Raw genomic sequence first — 12,541 nt, 5'->3', positions numbered from 1 at the left:
GCGATCCTTGGGTGCGGCGGGTCAATGTGGCGGGGGTGGTGAGGCGAGCGCTTCGTCAGGAGGCGACGCAAAGGCGGGGCCGACAGCAATCTGCGACCGGGCCCGTACGGAAGAGTGCACGCGCCGCCCGCGGGGGCAGCTGCGCGGCCCAACTTCACACGGGCCGACCGCTGGCGGCCCTCGGCCGCTCACCCAACCCTGTGCTTCGCGTAACGCGTCCCCAGTTATTGAGGACTTGGTCGGTCGGGATCACGGCTTCCGGCTGCCGCGTTCCCCGCTGGGAATCAAACTCCTGACCCTATTCAGAGTATCCGCGGCGTGCCTAATCCTCAAGGTGACGGACGGATCACCACACGCCGGCTCGCATCTAGCGGCGCCGCCGCTGGGCGCGTGCAAAGCAGCACGCCGCCAGGGCAACCAGAGTGGCCGCTGTTGGCTCAGGGATGACCGGCAATTCGTTCACCCCAATCACCACCCGGTAAGAGCCGTCGTTATCGTCGTAGGCGCCGGGCGGACCGCTGAAGCCGAAGCCGTCGGGGATGCCGAGGAACAGCCGGGTCGCACCGGCCGGGGCGGTAAACTCCTGAAAGACGCCGCCGCTCGTGACGCCGTCGCCGATGTAGAACACCTGCCCGAGTTCGGGGCTGAGTTCTGGAAAGTCGACGCCAATGCCAGCGGGGGTGAAATCGATGGTCGACGGCGCAGGACCGGCGGACGGGACCGAGTCGTCGAGGAACACGCCCGTTAAGGGGCCCTGCGGGCCTGCGTAGCCGCTGATGCCGCCCAGCGATCCCACCGAGCTGCCCGCCAGCGAGTTGCCGCTGGGGCCGAAGTAGGGAGGTCCAAAACCGTTGTAGAAGTCGATGCCGCCGATTGTCGGGTCAAGCACCCGCACGACGTCGCCCGCGGTGATGCCGATGCCCGAAGGCAGGCTCTCGAGCGCCTCCTCGGGCGTCGGTGATGGGTGGCGCACTAGGTAGTCGCCGGGCCCGGTCCACGGCAGCGACGCGTCGGGGATCGTCAGGTCGGTGCGGCCCGCCAGGAAGATGGCGTCGACGCCATCCACGTTCACCGCGTAGCTAACCGCCCGTGCTTCGCGAGCAGCCGTGCTCAACAGGACTACCAAACAGACCACGCCGCAACCAGCGGCGTGTAAAAGTGAACGGTTCATTAGCCAAGTTCCCTCCCTAGGCGTCGACTCGTGGCTGACAACATCTGTCCACGATCTTAGGGCTCGGGGACGCGACCAGCAACCAACCGCGTGCAGCCCGGTGCACGCTGCGGAGACTGGGCAACCTACACAGGGCTCGGGCGTCTGCTAGCTCCGCCTGCAGCGGCCCAAGGTTGGTCGCCCCAACGGCGCCCGACAACGGCGTCACGCCAGGATCTCGTCGACCACGCGCGACGGCTTCACCCCGGTGAGCTTCTGGTTGAGCCCCTGGTGCGGGTAGATCAGCTTGCGGTGGTCGAGTCCCAGCAGGTGCAGCATCGTGGCGTGCAGATCACGGACCTGGATCGGCTCGGTGATCGGCTCGTAGCCGATGGGGTCGGTCTCGCCGATGTGCGTGCCGGCCTTCACGCCGCCGCCCGCCATCCAAATAGTGAAGGCGTGCGGGTGGTGGTCGCGTCCGACGAAACGCATCTCGCGGCCGCCGCGGTTTTCGCGCATCGGCGTGCGTCCGAACTCGCCGCCCCACACGACGAGGGTCTCGTCCAGCAGGCCGCGCTGCTCGAGGTCGTTGAGCAGAGCAGCAATCGGTTGATCGATGTCGCGGCACTTGCCGGCGAAGCCGCCGTTGAGGGCCTCGCTCTGGGCGGCTCCGTGCGAGTCCCAGCCCCAGTCGTAGAGCTGCACGTACCGCACGCCGCGTTCGACCAGTCGCCGCGCGAGCAGGCAGTTGTTGGCGAAGCTCTCCGCGCCCGGTTCGACGCCGTACGACGCTTTGGTGGCGGTTGTCTCGCGGTGGATGTCCATCGCATCCGTGGCGGCCATCTGCATGCGGTACGCCATCTCGTACTGGGCGATGCGGGTGACGGTCTCGGGGTCGCCGAGCTCGTCGTGGGTGCGGCGGTTGACGCGGTTGATCGCCTGGATCATGCGGCCCCGCAGTCCCTGGCTCAGCCCGTCCGGGTTCGAGAGGAACAGCACCGGGTCGCCCTGCGAGCGGCACTGCACGCCCTGGTAGACCGACGGCAGGAAGCCCGATCCCCACACGCTCTTGCCGGCGCTGGGGAACTTGCCGCCAGAGACCAGCACCACAAAGCCGGGCAGGTCCTGGTTCTCACTCCCCAGGCCATAGGTCACCCACGAGCCAATCGAGCCGTAGCCGAGGCGCTGGTCGCCGGTCTGCATCAAGAGCTGCGCCGGCGCGTGGTTGAACTGGTCGGTCCGCATCGTGTGCACGAAGCAGACCTTGTCCATCACCCGCTCGAAGTGCGGCAGCCGGTCGCTGACCCACGCGCCGCTCTCGCCCGACTGGTGGTAGGGGTAGTACGAGCCGAGCAGCTGCGGCGTCCCCTGGATGAAGGCGAAGCGTTTGCCCTCGAGGAACTCCTGGGGGCAGTCGCGGCCGTTGAGCCGCTGCAGGTCGGGCTTGTGGCAGAACAGCTCGAACTGGCTCGGCGCGCCGGCCATGTGCAGGTAGATCACGCTCTTGGCGCGCGGGGCAAAGTGCGGCCGGCGGGGGACCTGCGGCTGCGCCCGGTCGATCTCGATCGCGCCGCCGCCAGCGTAGGCTGGCTGCGTGAGCTGGCCGCCGAGCCACAACGCACCCAGCCCGGCCATCCCTTCGCTGAGGAACGTCCGCCGGGTCTGGCGTTGGAGCTGGTCGCGTTGCAGCTGTTGAGCGAGGTTCATGCTGGGTTCGCTATCGCCTACTTGGTCATCGAGGCGTCGAGGTTCAGGATGGCGTTGGCCAGGACCGTGCGGGCGAAGGCCGCCGCGTCGCCGCCGAGGTGAGCGGCTTCCGCGGGGTCTTGCCGGTAGCTCTCTTCCGCCGCGTGGTACAGGTCGAGCAATTCACGAACGCTCTGGTCGGCCGCCGGCATACCGACCGCCAGCCGGTACGCCCAGGCGATCTGCTCGGCGGGAGCCTTGCCGTGTTGCGTCATCCGCTCGCCCAACGCCTGGGCCAGCTCGACGTACGCCGGGTCGTTGAGCGTGACGAGCGCCTGCAGCGGCGTGTTGGTGGTCAGCCGGCGCGGGGTGCAGACCTCGCGGCTGGTCATGTCGAACGCCATCAGGCTGGGGTACGCGCTGGTCCGCTTCCAGTAAGTGTAGACCGCGCGGCGGAAGCGGTCCTCGCCGGGCGAGGTCTCCCACGCCGCGCCGCTGTAGACCGACCGCCACACACCGTCAGGCTGGTAGGGCATCACCGGCGGGCCGAACGGCTTGTCGCACAGCCGGCCCGACAGCAACAGCGCCTGGTCACGGACCATCTCGGCCTGCAGTCGCGTGCGCGGGCCGCGGGCGAGCAGCGTGTTCCGCGGGTCGCGCTCGGCAAGCTCCGCACTGACACGGGAGTCCTGACGGTAGGTCGCCGAAAGGACGATCTCTCTCAGCAGCGACTTGAAGCTCCAGTGCATCTCGCCCTGCAGTTGGGTCGCCAGCAGGTCGAGCAGCGGCTGGTTGGACGGCTCGGCGCCGCTCGCGCCGAGGTCCTCGACCGTCTCGACGACGCCGAGCCCAAATAGCTGCTCCCACACCCGGTTGACCAGCGTGCGAGCGGTCAGCGGGTTCTCGGGCGAGGCGATCCAGTGGGCCATGTCGAGCCGGTTGCCGCCGTTGTCGGTTGGGAGCGGCGGCAGCGAGTCGGGCGTGCCGGGCCGCACCTGCTCGCCGCGTTCCAGCCAGTTGCCGCGGACAAAAGTGTAGGTGTTCCGCGCCGCACGCGGGTCACGCTGCTGCATCACCGGCACGCGGGCGCAGGCGATCTGCTTGGCTTGGTTGGCGATCTCATCGAGCCGCTGCAGCGAGGCGACGAACTTTGGGTCCTGCTGCAACCGCCCCCACTGCTGGCTGGTGCTGATGCTAAAGCGGGAACGCCCCAGCACCAACGGCGTCTGGCCCGAGCCCTCGCGGTCGTGGTCGAGCGTGATCTGCAGCCGGGCGTTGGGGGGCAGTTCCAGCGGCTCGGCGAGAACGAACACGGCCCAGCGGCGCCGGAAGAGCTTGGTGTACGCCGCCCAGCCGTCGGTGCTGTCGCGAAGGCTCTCACGCGGATCGAACATCGGCTCGGGCTCATCGCAGAACACAGAGCGGACCTCTACCTCCCGCAGCTTGCTCCCGTCGGCCGCAATGACCTGCAGCGAGAGGCGCGTCACCACGAACCCATCCTCAGGGATCCGCAACGCCTGTTCAGCGTCCTTCGGCAGGGCGTCGATCCGCAGCGCAGTAATCGGCGACGCGAGATCGCCCGACGGAGCCGCCTGCAGCGTGAAGTCCGTGCCGCTGGCAATCGTGCCTCGGGTCCAAACCTCGTCGCGGCCATCGTGTCGCTTCACTACCAGCTGCGAGCCGTTGTTGGCGGCGGCGCTGGCGATCGCCAGCGGCTGCCACTGCGAATCGTCGCCTGCGATATCGAGCACACCGACGTGCAACTTGCGGTGCAGCCGCGACGCTTCGTCGTCGAGTGCAGTCAGCTCTGGTTTGTCCGCGGGGTCCGCCGGAACACGCAGCAGCGGCTGCTCGTCATCAAAGTCCGCGTCGCGGGTGTTGTTGAAGATCGCTACGAACTCGTAATATTCGTGGTGCTCGATCGGGTCGTACGGGTGCGTGTGGCACTGCACGCAGCCGAAGGTCTGGGCCTGGAACACCTGCCAGGTCGTGTTGACGCGGTCGATCACCGCGGCCAGGCGAAACTCCTCGTCGTCGGTGCCGCCCTCGGTGTTGGTCTGCGTGTTCCGGTGCAGCGCCGTGGCGAGTCGGTCGTCGAGGGTCGGGTTGGGGAGCAGGTCGCCGGCCAGTTGCTTGACGACAAACTGGTCGTACGGCAGGTCGGCGTTGAGCGCACGGATCAGCCAATCGCGCCACGGCCACATCGTGCGGCCCAGGTCCTTCTCGTAGCCCATGGTGTCGGCGTAGCGGCCGAGGTCCATCCACATCGCCGCCCAGCGTTCGCCGAACCGCGGCGATTCGAGCAGCCGCTCGACCACCCGCTCTTCGGCGCCCGCCGCGTCGTCGGCCAGGTACGCGTCACGCTGGGCCTCGGTCGGCGGCAGGCCGGTCAAATCGAACGTCACGCGGCGGAGCCACTGCTCACGCGGCGCCAGCGGCGACGGCGCGAGGCCCTCCCGTTCGAGCCTCGCCAGCACGTGGTAGTCGAGCTCGTGGAGCGGCCACTCGTCGTGCACAACCGCGGGCCGATCGGGACGCTCTGGCTTCACGAACGACCAGTGCTCTTGCCACGCCGCGCCCTGCCGGACCCACTCCCTCAGCAGCCCGATCTCGTGGTCGGTCAGCCGCGGGCCGTGCTCCTTGGGGGGCATGCGGAAGTCGTTGTCGGGCTCGGTGACGCGCTCGATCAGGTGCGAGGCCTCGGGGTCGCCCGGCGTGACGACCGGTTGGCCGCTGTCGCCCTCGGACAGGACGTCGCGGCGGTACAAGAACGACACGCCCCCCGCCTGCTTCGGCCCGCCGTGGCAGCCGGCGCAGTGCTCCACGAAGATCGGCCGGATGTGCTCGTTGAACTCGATCGGCTCGTCCGCAGATACGGTCGGCACGCACGCCGACAACGCACCGAGCACGCAGGCGGTCGAGATCACGCGATGGACGCAGCGGCGGGGCATACCGATCCGAGGCAGGGGTGGCACGAGCGTGGCGAATCGCCGGCCTCAATTATAAGAGGAGCCGCGACGCAGATCCAAGCTTGGGCCTAAAGAAGAGATATTGGCCCGCACGCAATTTGACCGACAAATCACGAGGAACGACGGATTCGCTCGCGGCGCCCGCAATCAGCCCTGCTTCGGCTGCAGATTACCCAGGTGGTGCGCGGCGTGGACGCACATCAGCCGCTTCCACTTGCGGGCGTTCATGCCGGTGCTAAACATGTGTGTCGGCAGCGGGTCCTGGAACGCGGCGGCGCGATCGAGCGTCGCCAGGCACGCATCGATCACGGCCGGTTCGTCCTCGGCGTGCTCCTGGGGCGCAATCTCGGGTGGCGCCGGAGCGCCGCCCGGCATCCTGCCGATCGCCATGATTGCCTCGGTCATTGCGCGGAACACGGTCGCGCGGAGGACCCACGGCAGCGGCTTGATGCTGCCGGTCATGCCGGCCTGCATCGTCTTGTCGAGGTGCTCACAGCACTCACTCAGGTTCCACTTGACCAGCGGCTGATAGCCGCCGTCGCGGAGCCGGCGGATCTCGTCGGCGGCCTCGTCGAGCGAGCCGAACGAAAGCTTGCGTTTGCCCATGGGTCCCCTGCGGTGGAAGTCGATCGCGTCTGCGACAGTCTCCCAACGTTATCGCCGGACCATTATCCCGCTGGCAAGGGTGCGTCGCCGACTAAAGCGAGACGGAGGTTCCGAACGGGACCTTGTGCGAGCTGTAGTCGAAGGCGCCGATCGGGGCGGCGGTCGTTCCCTCGGCGGTGTTGATCGACCATGCACGACCGGCACTCGACCGAACCTTCCATGCACCGTGCATCCGGTTCTCCCTCCGACGCGGCGGCAAGCGGCGCCGGTCGGGTCAGCAATCGCAGCAGGCCGCCGCGATCGACGCGATGTGGCGGTGGTCGGTCCCGCAGCAACCGCCCACCACATTGAGCGACGGCATCCGGCGGCGGAACGCGCCGACACGAGCGCCCAGGTCCGCCGGGTCGCCCTCGTCGAGCTCGGCCATCTCGTCCAGCTCGGCGTGGCTCTTGGTCGACGCGTTGGCGCGGAGCCCGCCCACCCGCTCCAGCCACGGCGCGCCCTCGTCCGCCAGATGGGCAAAGTGCGTCGGGTGCGCGCAGTTGATCATGTAGTAGGCCGGCGGCTGCGGGCACGACGCGTCGCACTGCTCGATCGCCTCGCCGAGCGGCTGCCCGGTCGGCAGCCGGCCGTCGGTCTCCACGGTGAACGAGATCGCGCACGGCATGTCGGCCTCGCCCGCGGCCCGGGCCAGTCCGATCGCCTCGTCGGTGTAGTTGAGCGTCAGCGCGGATATTAAGTCGGCCTCGCTGCGGGCGAGGGTTTCTACCTGGGCACGGTGATAGCCGTGCGCCTGATCGGCAGACATTGCGCTGGACGGCACGTAGCCGTCGCCCCGCGGACCGATGCAGCCGCTAATCACGGTCCGCACGTCCGGGTTCGCCTCGCGGGCCGAGACGAGCAGGTCGATCGCCTCGTTGTTTAGGTCGGCCGCGTCGGACTCGTGGAAGCCGAGCTTCGTCACCCAATCGGAGTGCGCCCGCCAGGTGTTGCTCTCCAGCAGCAGCGTTACGCCGTGCCGGCGGGCGATCGTTAGGTAGTCGGTCAGGTACTCGGCCAGGGCCGCCCTCCCCTCTTCGGTGCGGAGCAGCGGGAACGCACAGAAATCGGGGAGCTCGAACCCCTTCTGAAACAGCAGGACGGTCTCCATCCCGCCGTCAGTGATTACGGTTTGGTTGTTGAGCTGCGGCAACGCGTGGCGGTGTTGGGGCATCGTGGGCCTCGTAGTTAGAGAGCTTCTGTTCCGGTACCCGCTCCTACGGCGGCGCGACGGCGGCGTTACAGGCCGTACGGACACTTCTTCTGACAGCCCGCACGTCAGGCGGCGTAGAAACGCCGAGGCGATGCCTGTTTCTACCGTGAAAAGTCGTTTTCGCCAAAGTTTTAGCGCCCGCACCAACGCCCCGTCCGGCTAGCCGGCGGGCGGGCTATGCTTGCGTTGGACACCCGCCGATACCGCAGGACGAGCCCCCAAGAGGCCCCCGATGAACTGGCATAGCTTTGCGATCGTCGCCGCCCTGGCGGTGGCCGGCCCCCCGCTGGCGGAGGAGTTTGGCGGCCTCGTCGGCAAACAGCTCCGCGAGAACCCTTATTCGTGCGGCCAGCAGTGCGATCTGCCCCGCATTGATTACGCGCGTCCCGCCTGCGGCGAATCCCTCGAGCTCTTGCACTTCTGGCGCCCCAACTGCCCGGTGAGCGTCAAGACCCAGCGGCGGGTCCGCACGCTGCAGGCTCAGGGCTACAAGATCCGTTCGATCAACACGCTTACAAATCGAGAGCTTTCGAGCCGCTACCAGATCAACGCCACGCCGACTTTCATCACGCTCGACAACGGCGTGGTCGTGCACCGCGTCGCCGCGGGGCTCGACAAGGGCGAGATCGCCGAGTTGCTGTCGCCGTAGTCAGACGCCAAACGGACTATTCGTCGCCCATGACCCGCTCGCGCCACCGCGGGTAGCTCTTCGCCAACAGCCGCTCGGCGTAGGGGCCGAGGTAGCTGTAGCCGAGGCGGCGCTCGAGCTCTAGCTCGTTGTAGCCGTCAAGCGGCACGCCGTCGCGGCCGACGTACATCGGGCGGTTGGTCGGGATGTCGTAGAAGCGGGCCCACAGCGGCCGGGCGTCCGGGTCTTCGACCAGCACGCTGTTGCGGGGCCGACGCGTCCGCTCGACACGCACCCCCTCGACCTTCGAGCGGCGGAACCAGTCGACCGCCGACTCGACCGCCTCGACGACGTCATCGCTCGGCTCGGGGATCTCCATCAAGAACTCCACGATGCCGACGCTCTCCTGGCCGCTGATCGAGGGCAGCTCGTACGCCCGGGCCTTCGCCGGCGCCAGGGTGTGCTCGTCGTGCTGGGCGCACCACGCGGTCAGCTTCCCGTCGACCCGGATCTGCGTGGCGAGGATCGTCTGCACGCCGCGCTCGACCGCGTCGGCTGCGCGGGCGCGGCGGGCGCTGTCGACGAAGGACCACTCGTCCTCGCCGGCGGCGGCGTCGCGGAGGGCGCGGAGCACGCCGACCATGGCGCCGTCGTTGTAGGTGATGTGCGTGTAGTAGCCACGCCGCAGCGGGTAGATCATCGGCCAGCCGCCGCCGGGGTACTGGGCGTCGAGCAGGAAGTCGACGCCCCGCAGCGCGGCGTCGCGGTACGCGGGGCGGCCGGTGGCGGCGGACACCCGCGCTAAGAAGCGGACCTCGGTGTGCGTGGCGCCGTTGTCGATGATCGTCTGACCGCGGGGCGCGTCGCGACGCACGGCGGTGAGTTCTGCGTCACTGAGCACCCGGGCCTTGTCGATGTTCTTGGGCCAGCCGCCGTTGGGGTGCTGGTAGGCGAGCACGTTGTCCGCGATCCGCTCTGCCTCGGCGGACGCGTACCACTGCCGCGGCTGCGACAGCACGCTCCGCCAAGAAGCGCCCGCCCCGCTGGCCAACGGCGAAATCAACGCGAGCGGCGCCAGGCCAATCAATGCAGACAGCAGTGCGATGCGGGCCAAGACAAGCTCCAGTCGGCGGCGAGGACACGACACCGATTCTATCGCGGACTGCGATCCGCCGCCGCCCCGTTGTCGCGGCCCCTTTTTGTCGCGGACCATTCGTCGCCGGCCGACCATACAGGGACGCCGAGATGCACCGGCGGCGCCCCTGTTTGCAAATGTCCTATTACCGGGCAGATTCGGCTGCCCGAAGGGTCGCTATTCGTGCCCGCGGCCGTTTAGACTACTCGTGCGGCCGGCCGTGCACGCGTTTCGACCGGCTCGCAATGCAACTCATCAACCTTGTCTAGCGGCCACCAATTAGTTGTCGGCGCGTTCCACTCCGGCGCAGGTGGCGGCATGTTTTCTGTTCCCCTGGGAGGATTGTCTGCTCATGTCTCGATTTGCTTTTTCACTGACGCTGTTCGCGGCGATGCTGGCGGCCGGCTCGGCCTCCGCCGAGCTCGTCGCCTACGAGCCGTTTGACTACAACGAAAACGAAGCCCTCAACGGGCAGAACGGCGGCGGCGGGTTCACCAGCGCGTGGCGCGACGCCGGCGCCGCCGGCGGAACCATCCTGGCCGGCAGCCTAGCCGGCCCAGCCGGACTGCCCACCTCGGGCGGCCACGCCTTGCTCTCTGGCGAAAACGGCACCTACACGATTTTCCGCGACTTCGCCGAGCTCGACTCTTCGGACGGCGCCACCACCTGGTACAGCTACATCGGTCAGCGGATCGGCGACGTCCAGGACCCGCCGGCGTTTGGCACCAACCCCTACCCGCGTGGCGTAAACGTGAGCCTGTTCGACAGCGGCTCAGAACGCCTGGCGATGGGCAACTCCTCCAACGCCACCGCCGACGAATGGTCGATCATCCCGCTCGGCAGCGGCGGCCTCCGCCAGGGCGCGCCGAACGCTCCCTACAGCGAACTCCACTGGGGCGTGATCCGGATTGACCACATCGGCGACGAGACCGTCAACGACAATGCCTACCTGTGGATCGACCCCGATCCTAATGTCGAGCCGACCCTCGGCACGGCGGACGCCTCGGCGATCGACGCCGCCGACTACTCCGGCATCGACTCGCTGCGGCCGTTCATTGGCGACACCAGCAGCGGCCGCCCCGCCGGCCAGCTGCTGGTCGACGAGATCCGCATCGGCACCACCTACGCCGACATGAGCGGCACCCGCGTGGTGCCCGAGCCGGCGGCCCTGTGCCTGGCCGGCCTGGCCGTCTGTGGCCTGGTGGGACGTCGCCGCCGCTAACGGTCGACAAGAGAGAACGAGCTATTCGACTCGGGCCGGCGGTCCTTTGGGGCCGCCGGCTTTCTTTGTGCGCCGACCTAACCCCAACGCCAAGAAACCAGACCGCAGTGATCCACGGCCGGCGGCCCTACCCAAACGGTCGGTCGAGCGACGCCGAAGGCTCGCTGAGCCAGCGTGGCCCGGCGGGCGTCACCACAAAGTGGTCCTCGAGCCGCACGCCGAGCTCGCCGTAGACGCAGATCATCGGCTCGATGCTGCCGACCATCCCCTCGGCCAGCGGCGTCTGGTTGCCGCGGACCAGGTACGGCGCCTCGTGGATGTCCATCCCCAGCCCGTGCCCCGTGCGGTGCGGCAGGCCGGGCGTCTGGTAGTCGGGCCCGAGCCCGTGCCGCTCGAGCACCGCCCTGGCGGCCGCGTCGACCGCCTCGCACGGCGCGCCGGGCTGGGCGGCCGCGAACGCCGCGGCCTGCGCCTCGCGCTCGATCTCCCAGATCTGCCGCTGCCGAGCGGTCGGCTCGCCAAACACATAAGTCCGAGTTAAATCCGAGTGGTAGCCATCAAAGGTGCAGCCGGTGTCGACCAGCACGGTGTCGCCCTCCGCGAGCCGCTGCTCCCCCTTGGGCCCGTGCGGGAACGCCGTCGACTCGCCGAACGCCACGATCGCGAACGTTGACCCGTTGTCGGCGCCCGCCGCCCGGTGCTCGGCGTCGATCCAGCGGGCGATCTCGGTGTTGGTCACCCCGACCGCGAGCCGATCGCGCACGCGGCGGTGGATGTCGAGTGTCACGCCCATCGCGTGCTCGATGATGGCGACCTCGGCCGCCGACTTCTGCATCCGGCAGCCGTCGACCACCGGCGCGGCGTCGACCAGCTCGACGCTCGGCGCGGCTTGGCGGAGCGCCTCGCCCATGAAGAACGGTGTCGTGCCCTCAACTGCTACCCGGCCGGCGTTCTGCTCCTTTAGCAAACGAGCGACCAGCTCGAACGGCGAGTCGTGCTCCTCCCAGACTGCGAGCGGCCCGTCGAGTACGAGCAGCTCGCGCACCTTGGGTTCCTCGAACGCCGGCGCGACGTAAACCAGCTCCCCCTCCCGCGGCAGCACCGCGCCGAGGAAACGCTCGCTCAATCCCCAGGCAACGCCCGTAAAGTACCGCAGGCTCGTCCCGGCCGGCAGCAAGAGCGCGTCGAGGTTGTGCTCGGCCAGCAGACGCTGCGCCTTGGCGAGGCGTAATTGGTATTCCGCAGGAGCGATCGGCGTTGGTTGGCTCATCCTTCCAAGATAAGTCAGACGCCAACGCTGAACAACGAGGCCAACCTCACCGCGAACGCCGTGAGCCAAAAAGAAGCACCCCGCACCATGGCAGCACTGCCAAGACCGCCGGCTCCGGGACTGGCGCCCGAACGATCACCGTGTCGTCACGGATTTCGTCGGAATTATTGAAGCCACCTCGGTTCCCACCGAGCACGGAATAAACGATGTCACTGCTGGCTGAGCCGAACAAGTCGTAGCTGGCGACCCGCTCGCCCGCCATCCAGCCCACCAGATCGGACGAAATGCCGGAGCGTTCTTGTCGAGTGGTCGGGGTTGGCGAACTAAAGCTATAGCGGCCAACACCGAAAGTGGTAGAGGTAGCCGTCGTGTCGGGGTTGAAGACGCTGAGGTACAAGCGGTGAGAACCCGAAAACGGGTGCTCGGCGGTCGACTCGGCCACGATCGTGTAGTCGCCCGTCTGGTTGTCGAATGTCACTTCGACCCGTGTCACGTCGAAGTTGTCACGCGGGTCGCCGGCGATGTCGTCGAAGGCGAAACGGAGCATCTCGGCGTGGGCCACCGAGGCGCCCGCCGCGATCAGCGCCAACGCAGCCGCCAACACAATGCAAGCACGCCTGAGA

At 68.2% G+C, this 12,541-nt stretch carries 11 protein-coding genes; 2 read left to right on the top strand and 9 right to left on the bottom strand.

The features are described from left to right. Positions 1–367: 367 nt before the first annotated feature. From Pla123a_RS02655 to Pla123a_RS02635, 6 genes are all read right to left on the bottom strand, one after another. Positions 368–1,171: a PEP-CTERM sorting domain-containing protein gene (locus Pla123a_RS02655; RefSeq protein WP_146583972.1), complete on the bottom strand. Its 804-nt coding sequence runs from the start codon at positions 1,169–1,171 to the stop codon at positions 368–370. Positions 1,172–1,375: 204 nt separating this feature from the next. Further along, positions 1,376–2,857, bottom strand: a complete 1,482-nt coding sequence (locus Pla123a_RS02650; protein ID WP_146583971.1) for a DUF1501 domain-containing protein — start codon at positions 2,855–2,857, stop codon at positions 1,376–1,378. Between the two features lie 17 nt (positions 2,858–2,874). Then, entirely contained in the window at positions 2,875–5,787 is a 2,913-nt protein-coding gene (locus tag Pla123a_RS02645) for a PSD1 and planctomycete cytochrome C domain-containing protein (protein WP_146583970.1), read from the bottom strand. A gap of 165 nt (positions 5,788–5,952) precedes the next feature. Further along, positions 5,953–6,411 carry a DUF1569 domain-containing protein gene (locus Pla123a_RS02640; RefSeq protein ID WP_146583969.1) on the bottom strand — a complete coding sequence of 153 codons (459 nt, stop codon included), beginning with the start codon at positions 6,409–6,411 and terminating at the stop codon, positions 5,953–5,955. A 91-nt stretch (positions 6,412–6,502) separates the two neighbouring features. Next, positions 6,503–6,643: a hypothetical protein gene (locus Pla123a_RS24440; RefSeq protein ID WP_197527606.1), complete on the bottom strand. Its 141-nt coding sequence runs from the start codon at positions 6,641–6,643 to the stop codon at positions 6,503–6,505. Positions 6,644–6,685: 42 nt separating this feature from the next. Next, positions 6,686–7,624: a homocysteine S-methyltransferase family protein gene (locus Pla123a_RS02635; RefSeq protein ID WP_146583968.1), complete on the bottom strand. Its 939-nt coding sequence runs from the start codon at positions 7,622–7,624 to the stop codon at positions 6,686–6,688. Positions 7,625–7,895: 271 nt separating this feature from the next. Here Pla123a_RS02635 and Pla123a_RS02630 point away from each other — a divergent pair, with 271 nt between their 5' ends. Next, complete coding sequence (locus Pla123a_RS02630; protein WP_146583967.1) at positions 7,896–8,312, top strand: thioredoxin family protein; 417 nt, start codon at positions 7,896–7,898, stop codon at positions 8,310–8,312. A gap of 16 nt (positions 8,313–8,328) precedes the next feature. Here Pla123a_RS02630 and pelA read toward each other — a convergent pair whose 3' ends face one another. Continuing rightward, the gene (gene pelA / locus Pla123a_RS02625; protein WP_197527605.1) at positions 8,329–9,405 is read right to left on the bottom strand and encodes a pectate lyase; all 1,077 of its coding nucleotides are present in this window, start codon (positions 9,403–9,405) and stop codon (positions 8,329–8,331) included. Between the two features lie 373 nt (positions 9,406–9,778). On the opposite strand from pelA, the gene Pla123a_RS02620 reads away from it, so the two are divergent. Next, positions 9,779–10,648 (top strand): PEP-CTERM sorting domain-containing protein, encoded by an 870-nt coding sequence (locus Pla123a_RS02620; RefSeq protein ID WP_146583965.1) that lies wholly within the window; start codon positions 9,779–9,781, stop codon positions 10,646–10,648. Between the two features lie 127 nt (positions 10,649–10,775). On the opposite strand, the gene Pla123a_RS02615 is transcribed toward Pla123a_RS02620, so the two are convergent. Together Pla123a_RS02615 and Pla123a_RS02610 are read right to left on the bottom strand one after the other, a co-directional pair. Beyond that, a complete protein-coding gene (locus Pla123a_RS02615; RefSeq protein WP_146583964.1) occupies positions 10,776–11,918 on the bottom strand; it encodes a M24 family metallopeptidase in 1,143 nt (380 codons plus the stop codon). Between the two features lie 46 nt (positions 11,919–11,964). Continuing rightward, entirely contained in the window at positions 11,965–12,507 is a 543-nt protein-coding gene (locus Pla123a_RS02610) for a hypothetical protein (RefSeq protein ID WP_146583963.1), read from the bottom strand. Positions 12,508–12,541 lie beyond the last annotated feature (34 nt).

This window comes from Posidoniimonas polymericola (genome assembly GCF_007859935.1).
Taxonomy (GTDB): Bacteria; Planctomycetota; Planctomycetia; order Pirellulales; family Lacipirellulaceae; genus Posidoniimonas; species Posidoniimonas polymericola.
This window is presented reverse-complemented; position numbering and strand designations above follow the sequence as displayed.